28 protein-coding genes and 2 tRNA genes are annotated in these 26,767 nt (G+C 62.5%); 13 read left to right on the top strand and 17 right to left on the bottom strand.

The features are described 5' to 3' along the window. Positions 1-26: 26 nt before the first annotated feature. Positions 27-2,108, top strand: coding sequence for a carboxy terminal-processing peptidase (locus AAEQ75_RS01560; protein ID WP_166432374.1), 2,082 nt, complete (start codon positions 27-29; stop codon positions 2,106-2,108). A 98-nt stretch (positions 2,109-2,206) separates the two neighbouring features. Then, complete coding sequence (locus AAEQ75_RS01565; protein ID WP_343350694.1) at positions 2,207-3,961, top strand: bifunctional diguanylate cyclase/phosphodiesterase; 1,755 nt, start codon at positions 2,207-2,209, stop codon at positions 3,959-3,961. On the opposite strand, the gene AAEQ75_RS01570 is transcribed toward AAEQ75_RS01565, so the two are convergent. From AAEQ75_RS01570 to AAEQ75_RS01600, 7 genes are all read right to left on the bottom strand, one after another. Beyond that, positions 3,950-4,435, bottom strand: coding sequence for an SEL1-like repeat protein (locus tag AAEQ75_RS01570; RefSeq protein WP_099522168.1), 486 nt, complete (start codon positions 4,433-4,435; stop codon positions 3,950-3,952). The two genes, AAEQ75_RS01565 and AAEQ75_RS01570, sit on opposite strands and share 12 nt — an antisense overlap. Then, a complete protein-coding gene (locus AAEQ75_RS01575) occupies positions 4,428-4,793 on the bottom strand; it encodes a hypothetical protein (protein WP_099522169.1) in 366 nt (121 codons plus the stop codon). The genes AAEQ75_RS01570 and AAEQ75_RS01575 overlap by 8 nt, the downstream gene beginning before the upstream one ends. Then, positions 4,790-5,116, bottom strand: coding sequence for a helix-turn-helix domain-containing protein (locus AAEQ75_RS01580; protein WP_343350695.1), 327 nt, complete (start codon positions 5,114-5,116; stop codon positions 4,790-4,792). Before AAEQ75_RS01580 ends, AAEQ75_RS01575 begins: the two co-directional genes overlap by 4 nt. 213 nt (positions 5,117-5,329) lie before the next feature. Further along, positions 5,330-5,773: a YkvA family protein gene (locus tag AAEQ75_RS01585; RefSeq protein ID WP_099522171.1), complete on the bottom strand. Its 444-nt coding sequence runs from the start codon at positions 5,771-5,773 to the stop codon at positions 5,330-5,332. A gap of 336 nt (positions 5,774-6,109) precedes the next feature. Continuing rightward, positions 6,110-6,829 (bottom strand): FKBP-type peptidyl-prolyl cis-trans isomerase, encoded by a 720-nt coding sequence (locus tag AAEQ75_RS01590; RefSeq protein WP_343350696.1) that lies wholly within the window; start codon positions 6,827-6,829, stop codon positions 6,110-6,112. A 187-nt stretch (positions 6,830-7,016) separates the two neighbouring features. After that, positions 7,017-7,093, bottom strand: a tRNA-Asp gene (locus AAEQ75_RS01595). A 15-nt stretch (positions 7,094-7,108) separates the two neighbouring features. Further along, a tRNA-Val gene (locus tag AAEQ75_RS01600) sits at positions 7,109-7,184 on the bottom strand. A gap of 296 nt (positions 7,185-7,480) precedes the next feature. Here AAEQ75_RS01600 and rdgC point away from each other — a divergent pair. Further along, entirely contained in the window at positions 7,481-8,401 is a 921-nt protein-coding gene (rdgC, locus tag AAEQ75_RS01605; RefSeq protein ID WP_099522173.1) for a recombination-associated protein RdgC, read from the top strand. Positions 8,402-8,497: 96 nt separating this feature from the next. On the opposite strand, the gene edd is transcribed toward rdgC, so the two are convergent. Then, the gene (edd, locus tag AAEQ75_RS01610) at positions 8,498-10,321 is read right to left on the bottom strand and encodes a phosphogluconate dehydratase (protein WP_343350697.1); all 1,824 of its coding nucleotides are present in this window, start codon (positions 10,319-10,321) and stop codon (positions 8,498-8,500) included. Between the two features lie 130 nt (positions 10,322-10,451). On the opposite strand from edd, the gene gap reads away from it, so the two are divergent. Together gap and AAEQ75_RS01620 are read left to right on the top strand one after the other, a co-directional pair. Continuing rightward, positions 10,452-11,453: a type I glyceraldehyde-3-phosphate dehydrogenase gene (gene gap / locus AAEQ75_RS01615; RefSeq protein WP_343350698.1), complete on the top strand. Its 1,002-nt coding sequence runs from the start codon at positions 10,452-10,454 to the stop codon at positions 11,451-11,453. Positions 11,454-11,466: 13 nt separating this feature from the next. After that, positions 11,467-11,931, top strand: coding sequence for a methylglyoxal synthase (locus tag AAEQ75_RS01620; RefSeq protein ID WP_017677924.1), 465 nt, complete (start codon positions 11,467-11,469; stop codon positions 11,929-11,931). 74 nt (positions 11,932-12,005) lie between these two features. Here the strand turns inward: AAEQ75_RS01620 and arfB are convergent, their stop codons facing one another. Next, on the bottom strand, positions 12,006-12,419 hold the full coding sequence (gene arfB, locus AAEQ75_RS01625; protein WP_074676758.1) for an alternative ribosome rescue aminoacyl-tRNA hydrolase ArfB: 414 nt from the start codon (positions 12,417-12,419) through the stop codon (positions 12,006-12,008). A gap of 131 nt (positions 12,420-12,550) precedes the next feature. Between arfB and AAEQ75_RS01630 the strand changes: the two genes are divergently transcribed. After that, positions 12,551-13,615 carry a metal-dependent hydrolase gene (locus AAEQ75_RS01630; RefSeq protein WP_125879494.1) on the top strand — a complete coding sequence of 355 codons (1,065 nt, stop codon included), beginning with the start codon at positions 12,551-12,553 and terminating at the stop codon, positions 13,613-13,615. Between the two features lie 45 nt (positions 13,616-13,660). After that, positions 13,661-15,496, top strand: a complete 1,836-nt coding sequence (locus AAEQ75_RS01635) for an ABC transporter ATP-binding protein (RefSeq protein ID WP_343350701.1) — start codon at positions 13,661-13,663, stop codon at positions 15,494-15,496. Positions 15,497-15,603: 107 nt separating this feature from the next. On the opposite strand, the gene AAEQ75_RS01640 is transcribed toward AAEQ75_RS01635, so the two are convergent. After that, positions 15,604-16,929, bottom strand: a complete 1,326-nt coding sequence (locus tag AAEQ75_RS01640; RefSeq protein ID WP_106733062.1) for a DEAD/DEAH box helicase — start codon at positions 16,927-16,929, stop codon at positions 15,604-15,606. A 199-nt stretch (positions 16,930-17,128) separates the two neighbouring features. Between AAEQ75_RS01640 and AAEQ75_RS01645 the strand changes: the two genes are divergently transcribed. Then, positions 17,129-17,539 carry an anti-virulence regulator CigR family protein gene (locus AAEQ75_RS01645; protein WP_013714472.1) on the top strand — a complete coding sequence of 137 codons (411 nt, stop codon included), beginning with the start codon at positions 17,129-17,131 and terminating at the stop codon, positions 17,537-17,539. A 92-nt stretch (positions 17,540-17,631) separates the two neighbouring features. Beyond that, entirely contained in the window at positions 17,632-18,210 is a 579-nt protein-coding gene (locus tag AAEQ75_RS01650) for a dihydrofolate reductase family protein (protein ID WP_343350704.1), read from the top strand. Here AAEQ75_RS01650 and rarD read toward each other — a convergent pair. The 4 genes from rarD to AAEQ75_RS01670 all read right to left on the bottom strand — a co-directional run bounded on the left by rarD (position 18,197) and on the right by AAEQ75_RS01670 (position 21,224). Next, positions 18,197-19,102: an EamA family transporter RarD gene (gene rarD / locus AAEQ75_RS01655; protein ID WP_343350706.1), complete on the bottom strand. Its 906-nt coding sequence runs from the start codon at positions 19,100-19,102 to the stop codon at positions 18,197-18,199. The two genes, AAEQ75_RS01650 and rarD, sit on opposite strands and share 14 nt — an antisense overlap. After that, complete coding sequence (locus tag AAEQ75_RS01660) at positions 19,102-19,974, bottom strand: carboxylate/amino acid/amine transporter (RefSeq protein ID WP_125833957.1); 873 nt, start codon at positions 19,972-19,974, stop codon at positions 19,102-19,104. Before AAEQ75_RS01660 ends, rarD begins: the two co-directional genes overlap by 1 nt. Positions 19,975-20,175: 201 nt before the next feature. After that, positions 20,176-20,775 carry an FMN-dependent NADH-azoreductase gene (locus tag AAEQ75_RS01665; RefSeq protein ID WP_343350707.1) on the bottom strand — a complete coding sequence of 200 codons (600 nt, stop codon included), beginning with the start codon at positions 20,773-20,775 and terminating at the stop codon, positions 20,176-20,178. Between the two features lie 134 nt (positions 20,776-20,909). Continuing rightward, entirely contained in the window at positions 20,910-21,224 is a 315-nt protein-coding gene (locus tag AAEQ75_RS01670) for a 3-phosphoglycerate kinase (protein WP_099522183.1), read from the bottom strand. A 77-nt stretch (positions 21,225-21,301) separates the two neighbouring features. Here AAEQ75_RS01670 and AAEQ75_RS01675 point away from each other — a divergent pair, with 77 nt between their 5' ends. The 3 genes from AAEQ75_RS01675 to AAEQ75_RS01685 are packed head-to-tail and all read left to right on the top strand — an operon-like array spanning position 21,302 to position 23,596. Further along, on the top strand, positions 21,302-22,228 hold the full coding sequence (locus AAEQ75_RS01675) for a LysR family transcriptional regulator (RefSeq protein WP_125833959.1): 927 nt from the start codon (positions 21,302-21,304) through the stop codon (positions 22,226-22,228). 10 nt (positions 22,229-22,238) lie between these two features. Continuing rightward, entirely contained in the window at positions 22,239-23,036 is a 798-nt protein-coding gene (locus tag AAEQ75_RS01680; protein ID WP_343350708.1) for an alpha/beta fold hydrolase, read from the top strand. 5 nt (positions 23,037-23,041) lie between these two features. Beyond that, complete coding sequence (locus tag AAEQ75_RS01685; RefSeq protein WP_099522186.1) at positions 23,042-23,596, top strand: peptidylprolyl isomerase; 555 nt, start codon at positions 23,042-23,044, stop codon at positions 23,594-23,596. Between the two features lie 113 nt (positions 23,597-23,709). Here the strand turns inward: AAEQ75_RS01685 and fpr are convergent, their stop codons facing one another. Beyond that, on the bottom strand, positions 23,710-24,489 hold the full coding sequence (fpr, locus tag AAEQ75_RS01690) for a ferredoxin-NADP reductase (RefSeq protein ID WP_037005020.1): 780 nt from the start codon (positions 24,487-24,489) through the stop codon (positions 23,710-23,712). Positions 24,490-24,602: 113 nt separating this feature from the next. Between fpr and AAEQ75_RS01695 the strand changes: the two genes are divergently transcribed. Then, entirely contained in the window at positions 24,603-25,529 is a 927-nt protein-coding gene (locus AAEQ75_RS01695) for a LysR family transcriptional regulator (RefSeq protein ID WP_079784346.1), read from the top strand. A 3-nt stretch (positions 25,530-25,532) separates the two neighbouring features. On the opposite strand, the gene AAEQ75_RS01700 is transcribed toward AAEQ75_RS01695, so the two are convergent. Together AAEQ75_RS01700 and erdR are read right to left on the bottom strand one after the other, a co-directional pair. Beyond that, entirely contained in the window at positions 25,533-25,898 is a 366-nt protein-coding gene (locus tag AAEQ75_RS01700; protein ID WP_041977509.1) for a diacylglycerol kinase, read from the bottom strand. Positions 25,899-26,069: 171 nt separating this feature from the next. Further along, positions 26,070-26,720 carry a response regulator transcription factor ErdR gene (erdR, locus tag AAEQ75_RS01705; RefSeq protein ID WP_143506087.1) on the bottom strand — a complete coding sequence of 217 codons (651 nt, stop codon included), beginning with the start codon at positions 26,718-26,720 and terminating at the stop codon, positions 26,070-26,072. Positions 26,721-26,767: the final 47 nt, after the last annotated feature.

Genomic DNA, 26,767 nt, shown 5'->3' on the forward strand with positions numbered 1-26,767 from the left:
ATCACCTGCCACTACGTCGAATCAGCATGAAGCGATCTCTAGCAAGCACCGCCCTCGCCCTCGTACTCGGCTTCAGTGCCCTGCCGCTGGCGGCCAAGACCACCACAGCGACCAGTTGGGACTACCTGCAGCCGGACCGCGACCAGGTGATTGCCAGCCTCAACGTAGTGGAACTGCTCAAGCGCCACCACTACAACAAGCCACCGCTCAATGACGAGCGTTCGATTCAGATCTATGACAACTACCTGAAGTTGCTCGATCCGTCTCGCAGCTATTTCACCGCAGCTGATATCAGCGAATTCAACCAGTGGCGTACCAAGTTCGATGACCTGCTCAAGAGCGGCGACCTCGAGCCGGGCTTCACCATCTATCGCCGCCACCTGACCCGCATGGAAGAGCGCCTGAACTACGCGCTGGCGGAACTCGGCAAGGGCGTCGACAAGATCGACTTCACTGTCGACGAGCAGTTGCAGGTCGATCGCGAGAAAGCACCCTGGGCCAAAGATCGCGCTGAACTCGACGAGCTGTGGCGCAAACGCGTCAAGGACGAAGTGCTGCGCCTGAAGATCGCCGGCAAGGAAACCAAGGACATTCAGGAGCTGCTGACCAAGCGCTACAAGAATCAGTTGGCGCGTCTCAAGCAGACCCGCGGCGAGGACGTGTTCCAGGCTTACATCAATGCCTTCGCCACCACCTACGACCCGCACACCACTTATCTGTCGCCGGATAACGCAGAAAACTTCGACATCAACATGAGCCTGTCGCTCGAAGGCATCGGCGCCGTCCTGCAAAGCGATAACGAGCATGTCAAGGTAGTGCGCCTGGTGCCTGCCGGCCCGGCCGAGAAGAGCAAGCAGATCGCTCCAGCCGACAAGATCGTCGGCGTTGCCCAGGGCAACGACGATATGGTCGACGTGATCGGTTGGCGCCTGGACGAAGTGGTCAAGCTGATTCGTGGCCCGAAAGGTTCCACCGTACGCCTGGAAGTGATCCCGGCCAGCAATCCACCCAGCGACCAGACCAGCAAGGTGGTCACCATCACCCGTGAAGCGGTCAAGCTGGAAGAGCAAGCAGCCAAGAAAAAGGTCCTGGAACTCAAGCATGATGGTCGTGACTACAAGCTTGGCGTGATCGAACTGCCAGCCTTCTACCTCGACTTCAAGGCCTTCCGCGCTGGCGACCCCAATTACAAGAGCACCACGCGTGACGTCAAACGCCTGCTCGATGAGCTGCAGGCCGAAAAAGTCGACGGCGTGGTCATCGACCTGCGCAACAACGGCGGTGGCTCGCTGCAGGAGGCCACCGAGCTGACCAGCCTGTTCATCGAGCAAGGCCCCACCGTACTGGTGCGCAATGCCGACGGCCGCGTCGACGTGCTCGCTGACGAGAACAAGGGTATCTACTACACCGGCCCGCTGGCCGTGCTGGTCAACCGCCTGTCCGCGTCGGCCTCGGAAATCTTCGCCGGCGCCATGCAGGACTACCACCGCGCGCTGATTCTCGGTGGCCAGACCTTCGGCAAGGGCACGGTGCAGACCATCCAGCCGCTCAACCATGGCGAACTGAAACTGACCCTGGCCAAGTTCTATCGCGTGTCCGGCCAGAGCACCCAGCATCAGGGCGTGATCCCCGACATCCTCTATCCAGACGTCATGGACACCAAGGACATCGGCGAAAGTGCCCTGCCCGCTGCGCTGCCCTGGGACAGCATCCGCCCGGCGATCACCCCCGAACTGGACCCGATCAAGCCCTTCCTGACCGAGCTGAAAGCCCGTCACGATCAGCGCACCATCAAGGACCCGGACTTCGTCTTCACCCGCGATCGCCTTACCCTGGCCAAGAAACTGATGGCAGAAACCACCGTCAGCCTCAACGAGCAAGCCCGCCGTGCGCGCCAGGCCGAAGTCGAAGCCAAGCAACTGGCGCTGGAGAACAACCGCCGCCAGGCCAAGGGTGAAGAGCCACTCAAGGAGCTGGCCAAGGAAGACGAAGATGCACTGCCAGTCGCCGATGAGAAGAGCACGCCGGAAGACGACGCCTACCTCTCGGAAAGTGGGCGCATCCTGCTCGACTACCTGGGCCTGAACCCCTCATTGGCGCTGCACTGAGACGACTCATCGAGCGTCATCATATCGTCATCGAACTGTCGTGAAATGAAGGGCCGGCCATAAGCCGGCCCTTCGTTTTTCTACAGATCGAGAACATCATGACCGTCACCGAGCAGTTGAGCGCGCTGGGCAACATCCTCGCTCACGGCGACCTCAGTAGCCTGTTCCAGCCTATCGTCTCGCTGTCCGAACAGCGCATCCTCGGCTATGAGGCACTGACCCGTGGCCCTTCCAACAGTCCACTGCACTCGCCATTGACGCTGTTCGCTGTCGCCCGTCACGCAGAGCGCCTGAGCGAGCTGGAAATGGCTTGCCGCATGAGTGCCTGCAGAGGCTTCAGCGCACAGGGCCTGGACGGTAAGCTGTTTCTCAACGTCTCGCCGGAGTCGCTGCTCGACCCCAGCCACCAACCAGGGCGCACCCTGAAATTGCTGCAGGCTTTCGGCATCCCACCCAGCCAGGTGGTGATCGAACTCACCGAACAGTCGCCCACCGAAGACTTCGCCCTGCTCGACAACGCCCTGCACCACTACCGTGCCATGGGCTTTTCCATCGCTCTGGACGACCTCGGTGCTGGTTACTCCAGCCTGCGCCTGTGGTCGGAACTGCGCCCGGAGTACGTGAAGATCGACCGCCACTTCATCGATGGCATTCATCAGGATGCAGTGAAGCGCGAGTTCGTCGGCTCGATCCTGAAAATGGCCGAAGCGTCGCGGGCCCAGGTGATTGCCGAAGGGATCGAGCTGCCCGAAGAACTGGCTGTACTGGCGGAAATGGGGGTCGACCTGGTGCAGGGCTACCTGCTCAGCAGGCCGCAGGAAAAACCGCCACGCGATGCCCGCCAACTGCTGCCCCTGGTGCAAAGCAATCAAGCCAGCCTCGGTGAAGACAGCCATGACCTCAGTGCCCTGCTCAACGACCAACCCGCAGTCGACCAGCACACAGCCATCGCCGAGGTATTGGACGTCTTCCGTGCCCAGGCCAACCTCAACTCCCTGGCGGTACTGGATGCGCAGCGTCAGCCGGTGGGTATCGTCCACCGCCACTCGCTGTCCGAAGCGCTGCTAAAGCCCTTCGCCACCGACCTGTTCGCACGCAAACCCATCAGCCGCCTGATGAGCCAGGATTTTCTTGCCGTGGAGCTGACGCAGTCACTGCAGAAGGTCAGTCGCCTGCTCACCAGCCGTGCACGCCAGCGTATCGAGGAAGACTTCATCATCATCCAGAACGGCCGCTATCTGGGCCTGGGCAGGGTCATCGACGTGCTCAAACTGATCACCGAGCAAAAGCTGCAGCAGGCGCGTCACGCCAACCCGCTGACCCTGCTGCCAGGCAACGTGCCGATCCAGCAATGCCTGAGTCGCCTGCTGCAACAGCAGCGCGAAGCTGCGGTGTGCTACGTGGATCTCGATAGTTTCAAACCCTTCAACGATCTCTACGGCTACGCCAAGGGCGACGAGGTATTGCTGTGCCTGGCGCAATGCCTGAACGATCGGGTCGACCCGGCACGCGACTTCGTCGGGCATATCGGCGGCGACGACTTCATGCTGGTGCTCGGCTCCCCCGACTGGCGCGAAAAGCTCGGCAAACTGATCGAGGAATTCCAGAATCAGTGCCGACGCTTCTACCGTGACGAGCATCTGCAGGCCGGCTGCTTCATCGCCCACAACCGCCACGGGCAACGCCAGGAGTACGCGCTGCTGTCACTGTCAATCGGCGTGGTACACGTGAGAACGGAAGACTGCGCGCAGCTCGATGCCTCGCGTCTGGCCGAACTGGCCTCCGATGCCAAGCGCCAGGCCAAGGCCGTGCCTGGCTACAGCCTGCATATACTCGAAGGCTCAGCGGCCTGAGGGAAGCCCCTGGTTGGCCATGGCGGCATAGCGCTCTGCGGCTTGCGGGTCCGGCTCAAGTCCCGGGGCACCGTCGCGGTAGAGCAGGCTCAGGCGGTTGGCAGCCAGAGGATGACCGGCAGCCAAGGCCATCTCCCACCAACGCACTGCTTGCGAGGCATCCGGCGCTTGCCGTGTGTCGCCCTGCAACGCCTGCACGCCTAACTGATAGGCGGCCTTGCCGTCACCGCCATTGGCCGCCAGTCTCAACAACCTCAGCCCTTCCTCGCGGGCACCGAGGCCCTGGCCGCGAAACAGCAGGATATGCCCGTAGAAACTCTGCGCAGCGGTGTCACCGAGATTGGCCATGCGCCCGTATTGGCCTTGCATCCATTGCCACAGACGCGGCTGACGCAACGCCGCCGGCCAGTGAAACAGACGCCGGGCCAGCCAGTAGCCCAGTTGCGCGCGCAGTTGCCAGAGCCACCTAGACATCGGCGGGGTAGTCGAACTCGAACACCCTGACCACCTCGGCAGCGTGCCAGGAGGCGGCTGCCACGCCATCGGAGGCGCCGCTGAAACGTCCCAGACGTGTCACGCAGTCGAAGAATCCGGTACGCGGCAGCCGGCTGGCGCCCTGGCTGATCACCAGTGAGCTGCGCAGCGGTCGTTCGGCGCGTGCATCCAGTGCAGCCAGGTGCTCCAGTGCCGCGGTCAGGGTCTGCATGGCTGGCGTCGGCAGATCGAGACGTTCGATCAATGCCCGGTAGGTAAGCAGGTGGCGCTGACGACGGGCGTCGTCCAGCTCGGTCAGCAATGCCTGCCAGTGTTGGCGACTGATACGCACGCTCAAGACCAGCCCTCCACCAACCCCAGCTCCCAGGCCAACGAACGCAGAATCGCAGCGTCGGGTTGACGTTCGCCACTTTCGATCATGGCTAGATAGTGAGGGCTGATACCGACGCTGCGAGCCAGCGCTTCCGCGCTCAGGCCCTTGGCTTCGCGCAACGTTTGCAATTGCGCCAGAGGTGCGCGATTGGCTGCAGGCGTTGGCGATGGCGCAACGGTCGCGGCAACCTCCTGGCGACCTGCTGCTTGCAACAAGGCCTGATAATCGGCCCAGGGCAGCACGGCGTATTCCGGCTCGCCGTCACGGGCAATGATTTGCACACTCATGAGTCTCTCCGTTGGAAAGCAGGGCCGACAGCCTCGACCCCTTCCTTGCAAGCGGCCATCTTAACAGGCGTCTGCCGCCGGGGCGTGATCCATGCTGCCAAGGTAGCAAGATGCGGTACTCGCCATGACCGAGTGAGTCGGCAACCCGCCGGACGCATGGCCCGAAAGACTCAGTGACTCAGCCGGCAGGCCCCGCAATGGCCGAACGAATCATCAGGAATGCAGCGGATCGACCCGCTCCGCAGCCGGTAACTGCTCAATCAGCGCCAGGCGCTCCGGACTCTGCCTGTCGCGCCACGCCTTGAACGCTTCGAGCTCGCCATGCCAGGTGCGCATCACCCAGGCCAGCACGGCCAGGTCATCGACGAAACCGACCCCAACCAGCCAGTCGGGAATGGCATCGAACGGGGTGATGAAGTACAGCAGAGCAGCCACCACCATCAACAGCGCCTGACTGCTGATCTGCCGGTACTCACCCTTGAACCAGGCCAGGCTGAGTGCACGCAGCAGTTGCAGGTCCTCTTTGAGGGCGGCGAAGCGTTGTCCTTGCGGTGTGCGCTTGTCTGCCAGATCGCGGAGCAACTCCGGTAACCGGCCTTCACGCAGAAAGCGGGCAGCCAGCGGCAGGTAACGCGTCAATTTCCAGGGAGTTTTCATTCGGCCTCCTCGGCAAGCCAGGCAGTATCAGGGCTCACCTCGCTTATCCACCGAAGCTGTGGATAAATCTGTGCAAAGTCTTTCGACAAGCTTATCAAAGCCCCGTGCCACGGGGCCTCGAGTTAGATCGGATATTTTTTATACAGCATATAAAATCCATGAAAATCAACAAGTTGCTGATTGACACGAGCACGACTCAGTTGTAGCTCAGACTTGTTAGGAATGTTTCGCATGATGTGCATAAGCGTAACACCCTGACCACCACATCCTGGTTTACACCGCCCCAGAAACGACAACGCCCCGTCAAGACGGGGCGTTGTACAGCAGTACCGAGTGTTACTGCTCGGTCGGCTCGGCGGCGGCCTGATCCTTGATGCCGATCAGTTCCAGATCAAATACCAGTACCGAGTTGGCCGGGATGGCTGGAGACGGGCTCTGCTCGCCGTAGGCCAGCTCGCTGGGGATGTACAGTTTGTACTTCTCGCCAACATGCATCAGTTGCAGACCCTCGACCCAACCCGGGATCACGCCGCCGACCGGCAGGTCGATGGGGCTGCCACGAGCAACGGAACTATCGAACACGCTGCCGTCGGTCAGTTTGCCTTCGTAGTGAACGGTCACTACGTCGCTTTCCTTCGGCTGGGCACCGTCGGTTTTCTTGACTACTTCGTACTGCAGGCCAGAAGCGGTGGTGACAACACCTTCGCGCTTGCCGTTCTCTTCAAGGAATTTCTTGCCGGCTTCAGCGGCTTCCTTGTTCAGCGCAGTCATGCGCTCTTCAGCACGGTTCTGCAGGAAGGAGAAGGCCTCGACCATATCTTCGTCCTTGATGCGCGGCTCCTTCTTCGCCAGCGCGTCCTCGATACCCTGAGCGACGGCCTTGGAATCCAGATCGTCCATGCCTTCCTCGGACAGACTACGACCCATGTTCAGGCCGATGCCGTAGGAGGCTTTTTGCGCCGGGCTCTTGAGTTCGACTTCGCTGGTTTGCGAATCGCAACCGGCAAGCACCAGGCCCACCAGAGCGACTGCTGCCGCCAAACGATGCTGTTTCATGCTTGTTCCTTGTAGATGCGCCCGAAGGCCGTCGTGTGAAAGCGCGAGCTTATCAGTACGCCGCGATCACTGGCTACGGCATAGGAGCCGAGCAATGCGCATAAGTTCAAGCAAACAAAGGATTTTTTCGAAGATTTCAGCGGATGCCGAAGAGTTGTCACAGGAGGGGATGAAGCGAGGAGAAGAATGGCGCAGCGGACGGGACTCGAACCCGCGACCCCCGGCGTGACAGGCCGGTATTCTAACCGACTGAACTACCGCTGCGCGTAACTGCAAGATTGGTGGGTGATGACGGGATCGAACCGCCGACCCTCTGCTTGTAAGGCAGATGCTCTCCCGGCTGAGCTAATCACCCTTCACTCTCGAAGTGGGGCGCATTCTAGAGAGCGATCCGGGCCTTGGCAAGCCCTCTTCGCAAAAAAATTTACCGGCGCAGCAAGAACTTAGGCGAGACCAGCGAATTTCCTCAGTGGCTCATTGTCAGGGTTGGCCTGAGCACGCCAGCGGAGAATAATGCGCGCTCTGTGCCGGCGGACCGATCATGATCCTGTTGATGGCCCGCCACCTTCATCCGTCGCTGCGCGCCGGCTCGAGAGAGCCTAAGGATGGCGCCACCCTGCGACTTCATCATCAATGGAGAATCACCCGCTCATGTGGTTTCGCAACCTGCTGGTTTACCGCCTCACCCAGGACATTCCTTTCGACGCCGAAGCGCTGGAGACCGCACTGTCCAGCAAACCGGCACGTCCCTGCGCCAGCCAGGAGCTGACCACCTACGGCTTCACCGCTCCCTTTGGCAAAGGCGCCGATGCCCCGCTGGTGCATGTCAGCGGCGATTTCCTGCTGATCGGTGCACGCAAGGAAGAACGCATCCTGCCGGGTTCGGTAGTGCGTGATGCGCTGAAGGAGAAGGTCGACGAGATCGAAAACACCCAGATGCGCAAGGTGTACAAGAAAGAGCGCGACCAGATCAAAGACGAGATCGTCCAGACCTTCCTGCCGCGCGCCTTCATCCGTAAATCCGGTACCTTCGCCGCCATCGCGCCGAAACAGGGCCTGATCCTGGTCGACAGCGCCAGCGCCAAGAAAGCTGAAGACCTGCTGTCTACCCTGCGTGAAGCCATCGGCTCGCTGCCGGTGCGCCCGCTGTCAGTGAAGATCGCACCGACCGCCACCCTCACCGACTGGCTGAAGAACCAGAGCGCCGCCGAAGGCTTCTTCGTGCTCGACGAGTGCGAGCTGCGTGACACCCACGAAGATGGCGGCGTGGTGCGCTGCAAGCGCCAGGACCTGACCAGCGAGGAAATCCAGCTGCACCTGTCCACTGGCAAGCAGGTCACCCAACTGTCGCTGGCCTGGCAGGACAAGCTGTCCTTCGTGCTCGACGACAAGCTGACCATCAAGCGCCTGCGCTTCGAAGACGTGCTGCAGGAGCAGGCCGAACAGGATGGCGGTGACGACGCCCTGGCTCAGCAGGACGCCAGCTTCATCCTGATGATGATGACCCTGGTGGAGTTCCTGCCGGAGCTGTTCACCGCGCTGGGCGGCGAAGAGATTCCGCAGGGGATCTGATGACCCGCAGGGTGGATCGGGGCGCGCAGCTGACGACCTTTTCATCCACCGCTCGGATCGACGGTGGACAAGCTTCGCGCTGTCCACCCTACCCGCTCAGACCAGCGACTCGAGGCTCTCGGTAAAGACACTGGCGCCCTGCTCCGCCGTGCTGAAGTTGTGGCGCATGAAGGCGAACAGCTCGCGCCCGCAACCACTGGCCGGAGCAGGCCGCGCCGCCGGCTGGCGCGAGGCGAACTCGGCCTCGTCGACCTGCAGCAGCAGTTCACCGCTCTGACCATCGACGCGAATCAAATCGCCATCGCGCACCCGCGCCAGCGGCCCGCCATCGAAGGACTCTGGGCAGACATGAATCGCCGCCGGAATCTTGCCCGAGGCACCGGACATGCGCCCGTCGGTGACCAACGCCACCTTGAAACCACGATCCTGCAGCACGCCCAGGTATGGCGTCATCTTGTGTAGCTCCGGCATACCGTTGCTGCGCGGCCCCTGGAAACGCACCACGGCGACGAAATCGCGCTCCAGCTTGCCGGCCTTGAACGCTTCGACCAGATCCAGCTGATCCTCGAACACCAACGCTGGCGCCTCGACCACCTGATGCTCGGGCGCCACCGCGGACACCTTCATCACACCACGGCCGAGATTGCCCTGCATCAGGCGCAAGCCGCCTTCAGCCGAGAACGGCCGCGCCACGGGACGCAGCACGCTTTCCTCCAGGCTCTCGGTCGGTCCGTCGCGCCAGACCAGCTTGCCGCCCTCGAGGAAGGGCTCGCGGGTGTAGCGCGACAGACCGCGCCCAGCCACGGTATTGACCTCTTCATGCAGTAACCCGGCGTCGAGCAGCTCGCGGATCAGGAAGGCCATGCCGCCGGCAGCCTGGAAGTGATTGATGTCGGCCTTGCCATTGGGATAGACGTGCGCCAGGGTCGGCACCACTTCGGACAGATCGGCCATGTCCTGCCAGGTCAGCAGAATGCCGGCGGCGCGGGCGATGGCCGGCATGTGCAGGGTATGGTTGGTGGAGCCGCCGGTGGCATGCAGGGCGACGATGGAGTTGACCAGGCAGCGCTCGTCGACAATCTCGCCGATGGGCATGAACTGACCGCTCTGCTTGGTCAGACGCGTGACCTGCTGCGCGGCCTCACGGGTCAGCTCATCACGCAGCGGCGTGCCCGGATTGATGAAGGATGCGCCCGGCAGATGCAGGCCCATCACCTCCATCAGCAGTTGATTGGTATTGGCCGTGCCGTAGAAGGTACAGGTGCCCGGCCCGTGGTAGGCGGCCATTTCCGCTGCCAGCAGCTCGTCGCGGGTTGCCTTGCCTTCGGCGTAACGCTGACGCACATCGGCCTTCTCCTTGTTGGACAGGCCCGAGGTCATCGGCCCGGCCGGTACGAACATCGACGGCAAATGACCGAAACGCAGCGCGCCCATCACCAGGCCCGGTACGATCTTGTCGCACACACCCAGATACAACGCGGCGTCGAACATGTTGTGCGACAGCGCCACCGCAGTGGACATGGCAATCACCTCGCGACTGGCAATGCCCAGTTCCATGCCCGGCTCGCCCTGCGTCACACCATCGCACATGGCCGGTACGCCACCGGCGAACTGGCCCACCGAACCCAGGTCGCGCAGGGCCTGCTTGATCTGCTCGGGAAAGGTCTCGTAGGGCTGGTGCGCCGACAACATGTCGTTGTAAGCAGAAACGATGGCCACGTTGGCGGCATCCATCAGGCGCAGGGTCTGCTTGTCGTCACCACTGCAACCGGCGACACCGTGAGCGAAGTTGGCGCACTGCAGCTTGCCACGCTGCGGCCCTTCGCTGGCGGCGGCACGGATCATCTCCAGGTAGCGCTGGCGCGTGGCGCGGCTGCGCTCGACAAGACGTTCGGTAACTTCAACAACGCGGGGGTGCATGGGGAATCTCCAGGCTAGCTTCTAGCGTCTGTTCGTATTTACAACAAAATACTGCCACTCAGCGGGCTTGATTTCTATAGCAATGGGAATAATCTTGTAATTACAACAACAAATTGACGAGACCCTCACCATGACACTACGAATCGCCATCAATGGCTTCGGCCGCATCGGCCGCAACGTGCTACGCGCACTCTATACCCAGAATTATCGCCAGCACCTGCAAGTCGTGGCCATCAACGACCTGGGCGACAGCGCGATCAATGCCCACCTGCTGCAATATGACAGCGTCCACGGCCATTTCCCTGAAGAAGTTAAAGTCGACGGCGAAAGCCTGTGGATCAAGGGTGATCGCATCGCCGTCAGCGCCATTCGCAACCCGGCAGAGCTGCCCTGGAAAACCCATCAGGTCGATGTGGTGCTGGAATGCACCGGGCTGTTCACCGAACGGGACAAAGCCGCCGCGCACCTCGCCGCCGGAGCGCGCAAGGTGCTGATCTCCGCACCGGCCAAGGGCGCCGACGCCACCGTCGTATTTGGCGTCAACGAGCAGGTGCTGACGCCTGACATGCAGATCATCTCCAACGCATCCTGCACCACCAACTGTCTGGCGCCGGTGGCGCAGGTGCTGCACCGCGAGCTGGGCATCGAGCAGGGGCTGATGACCACCATCCACGCCTACACCAATGATCAGAACCTGTCCGACGTTTACCACAGCGACCTGTACCGCGCGCGCTCGGCGACCCAATCAATGATCCCGACCAAGACCGGTGCCGCCGAAGCCGTCGGTCTGGTGCTGCCGGAGCTGGCTGGCAAACTCACCGGCATGGCGGTTCGAGTGCCGGTGATCAACGTCTCGCTGGTCGACCTGACCCTGCAGGTCAAGCGCGAGACCACCGCCGAGGAAGTCAACGCCCTGCTCAAGGCTGCCAGCGAGAGGTCTCAGGTGCTGGGCTACAACGCGCTGCCGCTGGTGTCCTGCGACTTCAACCACAACCCGTTGTCATCGATCTTCGATGCCAACCACACCAAGCTCAGCGGCAAGCTGCTCAAGGTCATGGCCTGGTATGACAACGAGTGGGGCTTCTCCAACCGCATGCTGGACAACTGCCTGGTCCTGGCCCGCCTGCACTGAACGAGGAGGCTCGATGAGCCGCATCAGCTTCACCCATGCCCAATTGCCGGCGCGCAAGCGTATTGCCCTGGTGGCGCATGACCACTGCAAAGGCTTCCTACTGGACTGGTGCGAGCGTCAGCGCGACAAGCTGGCGCGCCATGAACTGGTGGCCACTGGCACCACCGGCCTGCTTCTGAGCAAACGTCTGGATCTGCCGGTGGAAAGCATGATCAGCGGACCGCTGGGTGGCGACCAGCAGATCGGCGCGCGCATCGCCGAGCAACGCGTGGACATGCTGGTGTTCTTCTGGGACCCCTTCGAACCACAGCCACACGACCCGGACATCAAGGCCCTGCTGCGTGTGGCGGCGGTGTGGAACATCCCGGTAGCGTGCAACGAGAGCAGTGCCGACTACATGCTCAGCAGCAGCCTGCTGGAGCAACAGCACGAGTATCGCATTCCCGACTATCAGGCTTATCTGGCGGCTCGCGGGTAGGGTGTCGCGGGGCCGCCCAAGCCATCATCATTCAGGTGCGCATGGCGCACCCTACGTGAGGCCGCCGTTATCCTCTAAAAATCCACCTTGCCCCGCCCCGCCTTGATCGCGCCGCGCTTGCTCTTGCCGTCCAGGCGACGCTTCTTCGAGCCTAGGGTCGGTTTGGTCGGGCGGCGTTTCTTTTCCACCTTGCCGGCACTGCGAATCAACTCGGCAAGACGCTCGAGGGCGTCGGCGCGATTCTGCTCCTGGGTGCGGTACTGCTGCGCCTTGATGATCACCACCCCGTCGGCGGTGATACGACTATCCGCAAGCGTCAGCAGACGCTCCTTGTAGAAAGGCGGCAACGACGAGGCCTGGCTGTCGAAGCGCAGGTGCACGGCACTGGACACCTTGTTGACGTTCTGCCCACCTGCGCCCTGGGCGCGGATGGCGGTCAGTTCGATTTCTTCATCGGGAAGGTGAACACTGTTGGAGACGATCAGCATGGCCACGAGTTCTTGGAAAGCATGACCATCAGGATACCCGCCATAACTGTAATCTTTGCTTGAAATTTCCCCACGGCATTCGCGCGGTGGCTCGGCTAACGTAGCGGCCTGTCTTTTTTCGGAAGCACTCGATGGACTCCATAACCCAGGCGGTACTCGGCGCCAGCATCCAGGGCGCGTTGCTCGGCCGCTGGCAGGGGCGCAAGGCGCTGCTCTACGGCGCGATGCTCGCCACCGTTCCCGACCTGGATGTGGTCATGGAATACGGCGATGCCGTGGCCAACATGACCTACCACCGCGGTTTCAGCCACTCGCTGTTCGTCCTCAGCGGCTTTGCCCTGCTGCTGACCTGGCTGGCCAGGCGCTTTCGCCCTCACCCGGGTTACTCGGCCAATCGTTTATTGCTCACGCTGTGGCTGGTGCTGATCACCCACCCGCTGCTGGACGCCTTCACCAGCTACGGCACCCAGCTGTTCTGGCCGCTGATGCCAACGCCCACGGCCTGGTCGAGCCTGTTCATCATCGACCCGCTGTATACCCTGCCGTTGATTGCAGCGGTGCTGATCAGCCTGTTCACCGGGTTGCGCGAGCAGAGTTGGCGCGTACCGGCCGTGGCGCTGGCAGTCTCGACGCTGTACATCGGTTTCAGCCTGGCCGGCAAATTCATGGCCGAGCAGCGCGTGGAGCGCGAGCTGGCGCGCCAGGGCATCCAGGCCGAACAGCTGTTCACCACACCGACGCCACTCAATACGCTACTGTGGCGCGTCATCGTGCTCGATGGCGAGGACTATCACGAAGCCCTGGTCGGCTGGTTCGACGACCAGCCACCGCAACTGCAACGCCTGCCGCGCGGCACGCACCTGCGCGAGCAGTTGACGGCTTCGCCCATGCACCAGCGGCTGGAGTGGTTCACCGGCGGCGTGCTGCGCTACGACCAGGTCGGCGACCGACTGATCGTCACCGACCTGCGCCTAGGCATGACAGGTTTTCATCCTTTCCGCTTCGACTTTGCCCACTTGGAGGACGGCCAATGGCAGGTGCATGAACGCATCGACCGACTGCCCTTCGAACGCGGCGAGGTCGAACACCTGGCACTGCTGTTCAAACGCATCTGGCAACCGCAGCTGGAGATTCCATTGCTGGCCTGGGCTGGTGAGTTGCAGAAACCGCTTTTAACTGAGACTCGCTTGCACTAACGGCGTTACTATCGGCGTTTCCTCTGCCGAGGCAGGACGCCTGCAATGTTGTTTCGCCGCTTCGAATCCCTGATCGACGTCTTCAAACCCAGCCCTGACGTCGCCCCGCCCGCTGGCATGCTGCGCTTCTACGGTCACTACCTGAAACAGGTGTGGCCGCTGATGCTGGCCGTGCTGGTGATCGGCTTCTTCGCTGCCCTGATCGAGGTCGCGCTGTTCGCCTTCCTCGGCCAGTTGATCGACATGGCCCAGGCCAGCACGGATGCCAGCAGCTTCTTCAGCGAGCACCAGAGCGAGCTGCTGTGGATGCTGTTGGTGGCGCTGGTCATCCGCCCCGTGGTGTTCGGCCTGCACAACCTGCTCACCCACCAGGCGGTCAATCCGGGCCTGACCAACCTGATTCGCTGGCAGAACCATCGCTACGTACTCAAGCAGAGCCTGAGCTTCTTCCAGAACGACTTCGCCGGGCGTATTGCCCAGCGCGTGATGCAGACCGGCCCCTCGCTACGCGACTCGGCGATGCAGGTGATCGACGCACTGTGGCATGTGCTGGTCTATGCCGGCAGCGCGCTGTACCTGTTCGCCGCCGCCGATCTGCGCCTGGTGGTGCCGCTGGCATTGTGGATCGTCGGTTACAGCGCGGCGCTGTGGTACTTCGTGCCGCGCATCAAGGCGCGCTCGGCCGCCGCCTCCTCGGCGCGCTCGAAAGTCATGGGCCGGGTCGTCGATGGCTACAGCAACATCGCCACGCTCAAACTGTTCGCCCACTCGCAGGAAGAGGAAAGCTACGCCCGCGAAGCCATGCAGGACCTGCTCGACAAGTTCCGCCTGCAGTCACGCACCATCACTGCGCTGGACTTTCTCATCACCTGCCTCAATGGCGTGCTGATCGTCGGCACCGGTGCGCTGGCCCTGTGGCTGTGGAGCCAGTCGCTGATCACCACCGGCGCCATCGCCCTGGCGCTGGGCCTGGTGATCCGCATCAACAACATGGCCGAATGGATCATGTGGGTGGTCAACGGCATCTTCGAGAACGTCGGCACCGTGCAGGACGGCATGCAGAGCATCGTGCAGCCACGCCAGGTACTTGACCGCGCCGACGCCAAGCCGATCCAGGTGCAGCAGGGCAGCGTGCGCTTCGACGACATCCATTTCCACTACAGTAAGCGCGGCGGCGTGATCGCCGGCCTCAGCATCGATATTCGCCCCGGCGAAAAGATCGGCCTGGTCGGTCCGTCCGGCGCCGGCAAGTCGACCCTGGTCAACCTGCTGCTACGCCTCTATGACCTGGAAAGCGGCCGCATCCTGATCGACGATCAGGATATCGCCACGGTGACCCAGGAGAGCCTGCGCGCCAACATCGGCGTGGTGACCCAGGACACCTCACTGCTGCACCGCTCGATCCGCGACAACCTGCGCTACGGCAAGCCGGCTGCCAGCGACGAGGAGCTGTGGGAGGCGGTACGCAAGGCCCGCGCCGATGCCTTCATCCCCACCCTCGACGACAGCCAGGGCAGCCGTGGCATGGATGCGCAGGTCGGTGAACGCGGCGTGAAGCTGTCCGGCGGTCAGCGCCAGCGCATCGCCATCGCCCGCGTGCTGCTCAAGGACGCGCCGATCCTGGTGCTGGACGAAGCCACCTCGGCACTGGATTCGGAAGTGGAAGCGGCCATTCAGGAAAGCCTGGACAGCCTGATGGAAGGCAAGACGGTGATCGCCATCGCTCACCGCCTGTCGACCATCGCACGGATGGATCGCCTTGTCGTGATCGACCAAGGCCAGGTCATCGAAACCGGCACCCACGCCGAGCTGATTGCCCAGGGCGGCCTGTATGCACGCCTGTGGCAGCACCAGACCGGAGGATTCGTCGGGGTGGAGTAAAACTGTGGGAGGGGCTTCAGCCGCGACTCGCCGCTACGACTGCATGGATGCAGGAGGTAGAGCGAAGCAGGATGCCAGAGCCGAAAGCGCCTCCCACAACAGCCAGATTACTCCGCAGCCGGCTTCTTGCGCTTGAGCGGCGCGCTGCCATCTTCACTGACCAACGACGATGGCTTGCCAGCCGGGCGTGGGCCGGTCTTGCGCTTGGATGCGGTAGCCTTTTTCGGGTCTTTCTTCTCGGTCTTTTTCTTCTTGCTGCCGGCGGCCTTGCCGGACGCCTTGAGGTTCTTCGGCCCCTGGTAGACGCCTTTCAGCTCCTTGATGGTGCGACGCTCGAAACGCTGTTTGAGGTAGCGCTCGATGCTTGACATCAGGTTCCAATCGGTGTGACAGATCAGCGACACCGCCAGGCCTTCGCCCCCGGCGCGGCCGGTACGGCCGATGCGGTGCACGTACTCATCGCCGGAACGCGGCATGTCGAAGTTGATCACCAGATCGAGGCCTTCGACGTCCAGGCCACGCGCCGCCACGTCGGTGGCCACCAGCACCTTGACCGCGCCCTGGCGCAGGCGCTCGATGGCCAGTTTACGATCCTTCTGGTCTTTCTCGCCATGCAGCACGAACGCCTTGACCCCGGCGGTCACTAGCTTGCCGTACAGGCGGTCGGCCTGCACACGGGTGTTGGTGAAGACGATGGCCTTGTCGTAGGCCTCGTTGGTCAGCAACCAGTCGACCAGCTGTTCCTTGTGGTAGTTGTGGTCGGCCGTGATGATCTGCTGGCGGGTACCCTCATTGAGCTGGCTGACGCTGTTGAGCATCAGGTGCTGCGGCTCCTTGAGCACCTTGGCGACCATCTCGCGCAGGCCATTGCCGCCGGTGGTGGCGGAGAACAGCAGGGTCTGGTGTGGCCCGCAGGCTTCGGCCAGACGCTGGGCGTCTTCGGCAAAGCCCATGTCGAGCATGCGGTCAGCCTCGTCGAACACCAGCACTTCGACCTCGTCCAGCGGCAGATTGCCGGCGTTGGCGTGCTCGATCAGGCGGCCCGGCGTGCCGATCAGAATATCGATCTTGCGCATCATCGCGGCCTGCACCTTGAAGTCCTCGCCACCGGTCACCAGACCGGCCTTGAGGAAGGTGAACTGGCCGAAGCGCTCGACTTCCTTGAGCGTCTGCTGGGCCAGCTCGCGGGTCGGCAGCAGGATCAGCGCACGAATGCTCAGACGCTGCTTGGAGTTGCCGTCACCGAGCAGGCGATTGAGCAGCGGCAGAACGAAAGCGGCGGTCTTGCCGCTGCCGGTCTGGGCAATCACCCGTAGGTCCTTGCCCTCCAGCGCAGGCGGAATCGCTGCCGCCTGCACCGGAGTCGGCTCGACGAAATTAAGCTCGGCCACGGCTTTCAGCAGGCGTTCATGCAGGGCGAATTGGGCAAACACGGGGGCACTACCTCAGAGAAATCGACAAAACGGTGCATAGCCTAACGGTTTCCGCCGCCGGGGCCGAATTTCTTTGCATGAAACTCGCGTTCAGGCGACGACGGGCGGCCGCTTGGCGGCGCCGTCCGGCTATAGGCGAACGGGAACCGAAGCGACTCGCCCACCATCTAATCGGCATCATCCTCCAGGGAGTGCCGCCATGCTAACCAAACCCCAGGCAACGCTCAGCATTGGCCTGTGCATCTTGCTCGCCACCTCGCCAGTACTGGCCAACCCGCCCCCCGGTAAAGGCAAGCCTGGCCATCAGCATGATGGTGGCGTGCAGATCGACCTGCGCGGCCCGAGCGTGGATATCGGCCAGGTGCGCATCGTGCTCGGTGAGAATCGCCAGTTGATCGGCCCCACTTCATCACTACCGCCAGGCATCGCCAAGAACCTCGCTCGAGGCAAGCCGCTGCCTCCCGGCATCGCCAAGAACTTCGATAGCCGCCTGACTTCGCGCCTGCCCTATTACGAGGGCTACGAATGGAAGCAGATCGGCCGTGACGTCGTGCTGGTCGCCATCGCGACCGGGATCGTCTACGAAATCCTGCGTAACGTGCTGGACTGATCAGCGAACGCGCCGACGAGTGGCACGCCCTCTGTCGAACTTGTTCTGCGGCCATCGATCTATCTGTCAGATAACCCGAGTGCGGAGGCACCATGAACGCTTCGCTGATCTACCACGTCACGTCGAGCCTCGACGGCTATATCGCGCGCCCCGATGGCCGCATCGACTGGTTCGATTCGCCACGGGAGGCCGATGAAGAGTACGCCTTTCAGTACTTCTACTCCGGCATCGATGCCCTGCTGATGGGCCGCGGCACCTACGAGGCGTTGCTCAAACGGGGCGGTCCCTGGCCTTACCCCGGCAAGCCCTGCGTGGTGCTGACTCGCCTCGCGCTACCGCGCGCCGCGGACGAAATCCAGCTGACGCACTGCACACCGGCTCAAGCCGTAGCTGCACTGAACGAGGCCGGTTTCCAGCGCATCTGGCTGGTCGGCGGCAGCCTGCTGGCGGGTAACTGCTACACCGCCGGACTGATCGACGAGGTGGTGATCAACCTGGTACCGCACCTGCTCGGCGCCGGTATTCCACTGCTGGCCACCGGCATGGAACGCAGTCTGACGCTGAGCGAGCAACGCCGCTTCAACAACGGCACGTTGCAAGTGCACTACCAGGTGCAGAAGCAGGCCAGCATACCAACGCAGATACCCGCGGCGCGAATCAACGCGGCCTGATGCTCTCGCGCTGCTGCTTGCGCAGCAGCCGGGCACTGTCCCAGCCGACCAGCAGCACAGCCGCCCAGATCGGCAGGTAGGTCAACCACTGCCCCGCATCGAAAGTCTCGCCCAGCACCAGTAGCGCCACGGCGAACAACAGCACTGGCTCGACATAGCTGAGAATGCCGAACAACCCCAGGGGCAGCAGCCGGCTGGACGCGATGTACGCAGCGAAGGCCAGCGTACCGATCAGCGCCATCACCGGCACCAGCAACCACAGCAGCGGCCGCTCAGCGAATGCGCCAACCGGCCCGTAGGCAACGATCAGCCAAATCGCCAACGGCGCCAGCATCAGCATCTCCACCACGAAACCGGATAGCGCATCGAGGCGCATCCAGCGGCGCAGCAGGAAGTAGGGCGGATACCCCAACGCAGTGATCAACGTCAGCCAGGAGAACGCCTGGGTGCGCCACAGTTCATGCAGCACGCCGAGCACGGCACAGGTCACTGCCAAGCGCTGCAGCGGACGCAGGCGCTCGCCGTAGAACAGCCGACCGGTCAGCACCATTGCCAACGGCAGCAGGAAGTACCCCATGGACACTTCCAGCATATGCCCGGCCAAGGGCGCCCAGAGAAACAGCCCCCACTGCACGCCAATCAAGGCGGCCGCCAACGGGCAGGCAGCCAACAACAGCGGCTCGTGGCGCAGACGCACGAAGGTCTCGCGCAGCAAGGTGGTCTGCCCTGCCAGCAGCACCAGCAGCAGAACCAACGGAATCGACCAGAGCACACGCTGAGCGAATATCTGCACGCCATCGAGTGGCGTCAGCCACTGGACGTAGCCAGGCAGCACGGCGAACAGCACCGAGGCGCCAACCGATAGCGCTACTCCACGTCCGGACAGTTGCATTAGCGCACCTCGGCAGGCGTGCGACGCGTACGCCCCAGATTGACCAGCGGTAGCGACGCCGCAATCACCGCACCGCCCAGAGCCAGGCGCAGCAGATCGGCGTCGTGATTCCAGATCAGCAGATTGACCAGCAAACCGGCCGGCACCAGCGCATTGTTCATCACCGCCAGGGTGCCGCCATCGACCAGGCTGGCGCCTTTGTTCCACCAATACAGTCCCAACCCGGACGCCACCACACCAAGCCAGACCAGCACGCTCCACTGCAGTGCGTTGCTAGGCAGACGCTCGCCGTTACCCAGCAGCAGGAACGCGGGCAGCGCAATCAGCAAGGCGCCCAGATAGAAGAAGCCGAAGCGCCGGTACTGGGGCTCGCTCGAGGGGTGTTTGAGCAGCAGATGCTTGTACAGTACCTGCCCGGCAGCGAAGGTGAAGTTGGCGACCTGCAGCAACAGGAAACCGAGCAAAAAGCCGCTGCTGATACCGTCGTAGCGGATGATCCCGGCGCCCAGCACGGCCACCAGCGCGGCGACCAGCGCCCAGGGGTTGAATCGACGATTGAGGGCATCCTCGATCAGCGTCACGTGTAGCGGCGTGAGGATGGTGAACAGCAACACCTCCGGCACCGTCAGCACCGAGAAACTCAGGTACAGGCAGACGTAGGTGATGCCGAACTGCAGCGCGCCGATCAGCAGCATGCCGCGCACGAAGGCCGGGGCATGGCCGCGCCAACGGGTAAGCGGCACGAACAGCAGACCGGCGATGACGATGCGCGTCAGCACCGCGAAGTAGCTGTCGACCCGACCGGCCAGGTACTCACCGATCAGGCTGAAGGAAAACGCCCACAGCAGGGTCACGATCAACAGATAGCGCATGGTCACCTCAGGAACAGGCGGCGACCTTAGCGCGTTCATCGCGGGCGTACAATCGACAGTAGGCGAACCCCACCGGCCTTACGTGCAAGCCGTCGCCACCGGGCAAGAGCGTGTCGCCAGACCCACGTAAAAAAGCCGGTCATTGCTTGCGCAATGCCCGGCAGAAGCGCCCAGGAGCCCAGGCGCCAGGAGAGTTTCGGGTCAGGCCACTTCAGCCAGCTTGGCTTTGGCCTGGGCCAGGCCTTTCTCGCTGAACTCGGCGCCCAAGTTCATGCCTTCGGCATGAATAAACTGCACATCGTGGATGCCGATGAACGCCAGCGCCTGACGCAGGTAGGGCTCCTGATGATCCAGGCCACTACCGGCGTAGATACCGCCACGAGCCGTGAGCACGAAGGCACGCTTGCCGGTCAGCAGGCCCTGCGGGCCGGTTTCGGTGTACTTGAAGGTGACGCCAGCGCGCAGCACATGGTCCAGCCAGGCCTTGAGGGTGCTGGGGATGGCGAAGTTGTACATCGGCGCAGCCAGCACCAGCACATCGGCGGCCAGCAGCTCATCGGTCAGTTGATTGGAGCGGGCCAGGGCAGCTTTCTCGGCGTCGTTCTGCTGCTCGCTCGGGGTCATCCAGCCACCCAGCAGCGTGGCGTCGAGGTGCGGTACCGGCTCTGCCGCCAGATCACGCACCTGGACCTGATCAGCCGGGTGCGCAGCCTGCCAATTGGCGATGAATTGCTGGGTCAGCTCGCGGGAGACCGAACCTTGCTGGCGGGCGCTGCTTTCGATTACGAGAATACGGGACATGTCTGAGGCTCCATCGAGGTGAACAAGAGTCGATGGAGCAGAGAATAGAGATGCGACTCTCGATAAAAAAGCGTAAATATCCGCTTACATATATCGACTAATTTGATTTATCGACTGGTCGCATCTAGGCTCCATCACTTCAGGTTGCAGGTCAGCTTGATCCGCAGACGAATCACGCTACGGGTGAACTTGACCGCCATGTTGTTGCTGGCGCCAGGCGCCAACACGGTACGCCGGATGCGCGGTGCCTCGGGGCCATTTTGGAACACGGCACTGCACTCGGCTTCACTCTGGCCGTAGTTGTAGAGCATCAGCGCCGCCATGTTGTGGTCGATTTCCTGAGTGGTGGCGGAGACCTCGGCGCCGTTGAACTGTTTTTCCACCTCGATGGGGTAGGCATGGGCAGCCAACGGCATACAGGCCAGCAGCAAGCAGATTATTTTTTTCATCGGTGCTCTCCAACATGGGATCGCCAGTGTAGGTGGAGATCGTCGGCGATAACAGCCGACTCAGGCAGGATGATGTGATGAAAGCTCCTCGCGTAACCCTGGATCAATGGCGCACGCTGCAGGCCGTGGTGGATCAGGGCGGCTTCGCCCAGGCCGCCGAGGTGCTGCACCGCTCGCAGTCCTCGGTCAGCTATACCGTGGCACGTATGCAGGAACAGCTCGGTGTACCACTGCTGCGCATCGACGGTCGCAAGGCCGTGCTCACCGAAGCCGGCGATGTATTGCTGCGCCGCTCACGGCAACTGGTCAAGCAGGCCAGCCAGCTGGAAGACCTGGCCCACCACATGGAACAGGGCTGGGAAGCCGAAGTGCGCCTGGTGGTGGACGCCGCCTACCCCACCGCCAACCTAGTCCGTGCCCTGACCGCCTTCATGCCGCAAAGCCGCGGCTGCCGCGTACGCCTGCGCGAGGAAGTGCTGTCCGGGGTCGAGGAAGTGCTGCTCGAAGGCACCGCCGACCTGGCCATCAGTGCGCTGAACATCACCGGTCACCTGGGTATCGAGCTGGGTGAAGTGGAATTCGTCGCAGTCGCCAACCCGGAACACCCACTGCACCGCCTGCAACGCGAGCTGAGCTTTCAGGACCTGGAAGGCCAGATGCAGGTGGTCACCCGTGACAGTGGTCGCTTGCAGCCGCGTGACGCCGGCTGGCTGGGCGCGGAACAGCGCTGGACAGTGGGCAGCCTGCCGACCGCACGCACCTTCGTCAGCAGCGGCCTGGGCTTCGCCTGGCTGCCACGCCACCTGATCGTCCGTGAACTGCAGGAAGGCCTGCTGAAACCCCTGCCCCTGACCCAGGGCGGTCTGCGCAAGCCGCGCTTCTTCCTCTACAGCAACAAGGAGCGCGTACTCGGCCCCGCCACGCAGATTCTCATCGAGCTGATCAAGAACTTCGACGCGGCGCCGCTGGACGCCGCCTTCGCCGCGCCGCAGTCGCCCAACTGAGAGCCCGCCCATGTCCTACTTCGACAACGACGGTTGCCAACTGCATTACGAAGACTACGGCCACGGCACCCCCCTGTTACTGGTGCACGGCCTGGGTTCGAGCACGCGCGACTGGGAATACCAGATCCCGGTGCTCGCCCAGCACTACCGGGTCATCGCCCTCGACGTGCGCGGCCACGGCCGCTCGGACAAGCCGCGCGAGGCTTACCGCATCGCCGATTTCGCCGAGGATGTCGCCGCCCTCATCGACCATCTGCAGCTTGCACCCGTGCATCTGGTAGGCATCTCCATGGGCGGGATGATCGGCTTCCAGCTTGGCGTCGACCACCCGGAGCTGTTGCGCAGCCTGACCATCGTCAACAGCGGCCCGGAGGTGAAGGCCAAGAGCGCGCGCGACTGGCTGGAAATCGGCAAGCGCTGGACGCTGTCGCGCCTGCTGAGCCTGGAGACCATCGCCAAAGCGCTGGCCAAGCTGCTGTTCCCCAAGCCGGAACAGGCAGAGCTGCGGCACAAGGTCGAAGAACGCTGGCCGCAGAACGACAAGCGCGCCTACCTCGCCAGCCTCGACGCGATCATCGGCTGGGGCGTGCGGGAACGCCTCAAACGCATCACCTGTCCTACCTTGGTGATCACTGCCGACCGCGACTACACACCCGTTGAACGCAAGCGCGAATACGTGGCAGAAATGCCCAATGCGCGCCTGCTGATCATCGAAAACTCGCGCCACGCCACACCATTGGATCAACCGGAACGCTTTAATAACGCCCTGCTCGCCTTCCTCGGCGAGACCGCCAACAAGGAAAACTGACCATCATGCTCAAGCAACTCGTTCTCGCCACCGGCGCCCTGCTGCTGTCCTCCAGCCTGCTGGCCGCGGAAAATCCCAAGGTCCTGCTGACCACCAGCCTGGGTGAAGTGGAAGTAGAACTGGCCGCCGACAAGGCGCCAATCAGCACGCAGAACTTTCTCAAATACGTCGACAGTGGCTTCTACAACGGCACTCAGTTTCACCGCGTGATTCCTGGGTTCATGGTTCAGGGCGGTGGCTTCGATGCCGACATGCGCCAGAAAGACACCAACGCACCGATCAAGAACGAGGCCGACAACGGCCTGCACAACGTTCGCGGCACCCTGGCCATGGCCCGCACGCAAGTGCGTGACTCGGCCACCAGCCAGTTTTTCATCAACCACAAGGACAACGCCTTCCTCGATCACAGCTCGCGCGACTTCGGCTACGCCGTTTTCGGCAAGGTGACCCGCGGCATGGACGTGGTAGACAAGATTGCCCAGGTGCCCACTGGCAACCGCGGCATGCACCAGAACGTACCGCGCGAGCCAGTGCTGATCATCGACGCCAAGCGTCTGTAAAGCGCGCCGTGCGCACGGCGCTCCAGCGAGTAATACCCCGATGCGCACGGCGCACCCTACAACTGAAACGACAAAGCCGCCCATGGGGCGGCTTTGTCTTTTAACGGAGGCGCTTATTTTTCGACGAAGGCGCGCTCGATCAGGTAGTCACCCGGCTCACGCATGCGCGGGGAAATCTTCAGGCCGAAGCTGTCGAGCACTTCGCTGGTCTCGTCGAGCATGCTCGGGCTGCCGCAGATCATGGCGCGGTCGTCCTGCGGGTTGATCGGCGGCAGGCCGATATCGGCGAACAGCTTGCCACTGCGCATCAGGTCGGTCAGACGGCCCTGGTTCTCGAACGGCTCGCGCGTCACGGTCGGGTAGTAAATCAGCTTGTCCTTCAGTGCATCGCCGAAGAATTCGTTCTGCGGCAGGTGCTCGGTGATGAACTCGCGATAGGCGACTTCGTTCACGTAGCGCACGCCGTGAACCAGGATCACCTTCTCGAAGCGCTCGTAGGTTTCCGGGTCCTGGATCACGCTCATGAACGGCGCCAGGCCGGTGCCGGTGCTGAGCAGATAGAGGTGCTTGCCGGGGTTGAGGTCATCGAGCACCAGCGTGCCGGTGGGCTTCTTGCTGATGATGATCTCGTCGCCTTCCTTCAAGTGCTGCAGCTGCGAGGTCAGCGGGCCGTCCGGCACCTTGATGCTGAAGAACTCCAGGTGCTCTTCCCAGTTCGGGCTGGCGATGGAGTAGGCGCGCATCAGCGGGCGGCCGCTGTCTTGCTGTAGGCCGATCATCACGAACTGACCATTCTCGAAGCGCAGACCCGGGTCGCGGGTGCACTTGAAGCTGAACAGCGTATCGTTCCAGTGGTGGACGCTGAGCACGCGCTCGACGTTCATATTGCTCATGATGATTTCCTCGAAGAACTTCAGCGCCAAAGGCGCGATTGCGCGGCATTCTATTCGCGGCAACAATATCTGTTAAGTGGATTATCAAGATATAGGTTATCGGTTATATCGATATGCGATTTACTCTCAGACAACTTCAGGTGTTCGTTGCCGTGGCGCAGCATGAAAGCGTCTCGCGTGCCGCGCAATCGCTCGCATTGTCGCAGTCTGCGACCAGCACTTCGCTGACCGAACTGGAACGCCAATCCGACTGCCAGTTGTTTGATCGCGCCGGCAAGCGTCTGGCGCTCAATGCCCTGGGCCGACAGCTACTGCCCGAGGCCGTGGCGCTGATCGACCAGGCGCGCGAAATCGAACGCCTGCTGGGTGGCAAGAGCGGTTATGGCTCGCTGAACGTCGGCGCCACCCTGACCGTGGGCAATTATCTGGCCACCCTGCTGATTGGCAGTTTCATGCAGCGCCACCCCGAATGCAGGGTGAAGCTGCAGGTCCACAACACCGCCCATGTGGTGCAGCAAATCGCGCATTACGAGCTGGACCTGGGCTTGATCGAAGGCGACTGCCAGCACCCGGATATCGAGGTGCAGCCGTGGGTCGAGGACGAACTGGTGGTGTTCTGCGCGCCGCAACACCCGCTGGCCCAGCGCGGCAGTGCCAGCCTGGAAGAGCTGACGCACGAAGCCTGGATTCTGCGTGAGCAGGGCTCAGGTACACGACTGACTTTCGATCAGGCCATGCGTCACCACCCGCGCAATCTGAATATCCGCCTGGAGCTGGAGCACACCGAGGCAATCAAACGCGCCGTGGAATCCGGCCTGGGTATCGGCTGCATCTCACGCCTGGCGCTGCGCGACGCCTTTCGTCGCGGCAGCCTGATGCCGGTGGAAACTCCGGAGCTGGATCTGCGCCGGCAGTTCTACTTCATCTGGCACAAGCAGAAGTACCAGACAGCGGCGATGCGCGAATTTCTCGAGCAGTGTCGTGCGCTGACCGCCGGCGTCAGTCGCAGCGATCAGATCGTTCTGCCGCCGATCGTCTGAGCGTCAGCCAAGCAGGATGACCGCCCAGACCGAGGCGATCATGCCCAGCGCCACGAACTGCGCGGCGCTGCCCATGTCCTTCGCGTTCTTCGATAGTGGGTGGCGCTCCAGAGAAATGCGGTCGATAGCCGCCTCGATCGCCGAGTTGAGCAACTCGACGATCAGCGCCAGCAGACACACAGCCACCATCAGCGCACGCTCACCGCGGCTGACGTCAAGAACGAAGGCCGATGGAATCAGCACCAGATTGAGCAACACCAGCTGGCGAAAGGCTGCTTCGCCGAAGAACGCGGCGCGCAGGCCATCGAGCGAATAGCTGGCGGCGTTGAGGATACGTTTCAGGCCGGTCTGGCCCTTGAATGGCGACATGCGCCTTACCCCTTCTGGACGAGGCGCGCAGCTTACTGCATCCGCAGCGCGAGCACCTATATGCGAGATCGCGAGCTAAAGGTATGCAAGGCGAAAGCGAGTGAGACTGCGCAGTTTACGCGCTGTATATAAGCAGGCCGGGCCTGCTTTCAACGCAGCGCGATGCGCAGCTTACTGCGCGGGGATCGACTCCATCTGCTGCAACAGCAACGCCGCCTGAGTGCGGGTGCGCACGCCCAGCTTGCGAAAGATCGCCGTCACATGCGCCTTGACCGTCGCCTCGGACACGCTCAGCTCATGGGCGATCTGCTTGTTCAACAGCCCTTCGCAGACCATGGTCAAGACGCGGAACTGTTGTGGCGTGAGACTGGCCAGGCCGGCACTGGCCGCCTTGGCCTCGGCGGAAACCGGCGCACCCTCCTCGGCCAGCGGCGGCCACCAGGTGTCACCATCAAGTACATGGCGCACCGCTTGCTGCAGGGTTTCCAGCGGGCTGGATTTGGGGATGAAGCCACTGGCCCCGAATTCGCGGGAGCGGTTGACCACGGAGGCTTCTTCCTGAGCAGAGATCATCACCACAGGGATCTGCGGGTACTGCCCACGCAGCAGTACCAGACCAGAAAAACCGTAGGCACCGGGCATGTTGAGGTCAAGCAGGACCAGGTCCCAATCACTCTTGGCGGCCAGGTGGTTTTCAAGCTCTGCGATGCTGGCAGCTTCTACCAGATGCACTTCAGGCCCCAGGCCCAGGGTCAGGGCTTGTTGCAGCGCGCTGCGAAACAGCGGGTGGTCATCAGCAATCAGGATTTCGTAGGCGGCCATTGGCAGATCCTGTTCTTGTTATAAGTGGCACTGAGGTGAGTATGGCA

The organism is Pseudomonas sediminis, assembly GCF_039555755.1.
Taxonomy (GTDB): Bacteria; Pseudomonadota; Gammaproteobacteria; order Pseudomonadales; family Pseudomonadaceae; genus Aquipseudomonas; species Aquipseudomonas mendocina_D.

What these genes read in the sequence shown, in the direction of transcription:
- AAEQ75_RS01680 (WP_343350708.1), top strand. Translation starts at nt 22,239, where the DNA reads ATGTCCTACTTCGACAACGACGGTTGCCAACTGCATTACGAAGACTAC.
- rdgC (WP_099522173.1), top strand. Translation starts at nt 7,481, where the DNA reads ATGTGGTTTCGCAACCTGCTGGTTTACCGCCTCACCCAGGACATTCCT.
- edd (WP_343350697.1), bottom strand. Translation starts at nt 10,321, where the DNA reads ATGCACCCCCGCGTTGTTGAAGTTACCGAACGTCTTGTCGAGCGCAGC.
- AAEQ75_RS01695 (WP_079784346.1), top strand. Translation starts at nt 24,603, where the DNA reads ATGCGATTTACTCTCAGACAACTTCAGGTGTTCGTTGCCGTGGCGCAG.
- erdR (WP_143506087.1), bottom strand. Translation starts at nt 26,720, where the DNA reads ATGGCCGCCTACGAAATCCTGATTGCTGATGACCACCCGCTGTTTCGC.
- AAEQ75_RS01700 (WP_041977509.1), bottom strand. Translation starts at nt 25,898, where the DNA reads ATGTCGCCATTCAAGGGCCAGACCGGCCTGAAACGTATCCTCAACGCC.
- AAEQ75_RS01570 (WP_099522168.1), bottom strand. Translation starts at nt 4,435, where the DNA reads ATGTCTAGGTGGCTCTGGCAACTGCGCGCGCAACTGGGCTACTGGCTG.
- AAEQ75_RS01560 (WP_166432374.1), top strand. Translation starts at nt 27, where the DNA reads ATGAAGCGATCTCTAGCAAGCACCGCCCTCGCCCTCGTACTCGGCTTC.
- AAEQ75_RS01620 (WP_017677924.1), top strand. Translation starts at nt 11,467, where the DNA reads ATGAGCCGCATCAGCTTCACCCATGCCCAATTGCCGGCGCGCAAGCGT.
- AAEQ75_RS01585 (WP_099522171.1), bottom strand. Translation starts at nt 5,773, where the DNA reads ATGAAAACTCCCTGGAAATTGACGCGTTACCTGCCGCTGGCTGCCCGC.
- AAEQ75_RS01580 (WP_343350695.1), bottom strand. Translation starts at nt 5,116, where the DNA reads ATGAGTGTGCAAATCATTGCCCGTGACGGCGAGCCGGAATACGCCGTG.
- AAEQ75_RS01590 (WP_343350696.1), bottom strand. Translation starts at nt 6,829, where the DNA reads ATGAAACAGCATCGTTTGGCGGCAGCAGTCGCTCTGGTGGGCCTGGTG.
- AAEQ75_RS01665 (WP_343350707.1), bottom strand. Translation starts at nt 20,775, where the DNA reads ATGTCCCGTATTCTCGTAATCGAAAGCAGCGCCCGCCAGCAAGGTTCG.
- rarD (WP_343350706.1), bottom strand. Translation starts at nt 19,102, where the DNA reads ATGCAACTGTCCGGACGTGGAGTAGCGCTATCGGTTGGCGCCTCGGTG.
- AAEQ75_RS01630 (WP_125879494.1), top strand. Translation starts at nt 12,551, where the DNA reads ATGGACTCCATAACCCAGGCGGTACTCGGCGCCAGCATCCAGGGCGCG.
- AAEQ75_RS01660 (WP_125833957.1), bottom strand. Translation starts at nt 19,974, where the DNA reads ATGCGCTATCTGTTGATCGTGACCCTGCTGTGGGCGTTTTCCTTCAGC.
- fpr (WP_037005020.1), bottom strand. Translation starts at nt 24,489, where the DNA reads ATGAGCAATATGAACGTCGAGCGCGTGCTCAGCGTCCACCACTGGAAC.
- AAEQ75_RS01635 (WP_343350701.1), top strand. Translation starts at nt 13,661, where the DNA reads ATGTTGTTTCGCCGCTTCGAATCCCTGATCGACGTCTTCAAACCCAGC.
- AAEQ75_RS01670 (WP_099522183.1), bottom strand. Translation starts at nt 21,224, where the DNA reads ATGAAAAAAATAATCTGCTTGCTGCTGGCCTGTATGCCGTTGGCTGCC.
- gap (WP_343350698.1), top strand. Translation starts at nt 10,452, where the DNA reads ATGACACTACGAATCGCCATCAATGGCTTCGGCCGCATCGGCCGCAAC.
- arfB (WP_074676758.1), bottom strand. Translation starts at nt 12,419, where the DNA reads ATGCTGATCGTCTCCAACAGTGTTCACCTTCCCGATGAAGAAATCGAA.
- AAEQ75_RS01565 (WP_343350694.1), top strand. Translation starts at nt 2,207, where the DNA reads ATGACCGTCACCGAGCAGTTGAGCGCGCTGGGCAACATCCTCGCTCAC.
- AAEQ75_RS01675 (WP_125833959.1), top strand. Translation starts at nt 21,302, where the DNA reads ATGAAAGCTCCTCGCGTAACCCTGGATCAATGGCGCACGCTGCAGGCC.
- AAEQ75_RS01685 (WP_099522186.1), top strand. Translation starts at nt 23,042, where the DNA reads ATGCTCAAGCAACTCGTTCTCGCCACCGGCGCCCTGCTGCTGTCCTCC.
- AAEQ75_RS01645 (WP_013714472.1), top strand. Translation starts at nt 17,129, where the DNA reads ATGCTAACCAAACCCCAGGCAACGCTCAGCATTGGCCTGTGCATCTTG.
- AAEQ75_RS01650 (WP_343350704.1), top strand. Translation starts at nt 17,632, where the DNA reads ATGAACGCTTCGCTGATCTACCACGTCACGTCGAGCCTCGACGGCTAT.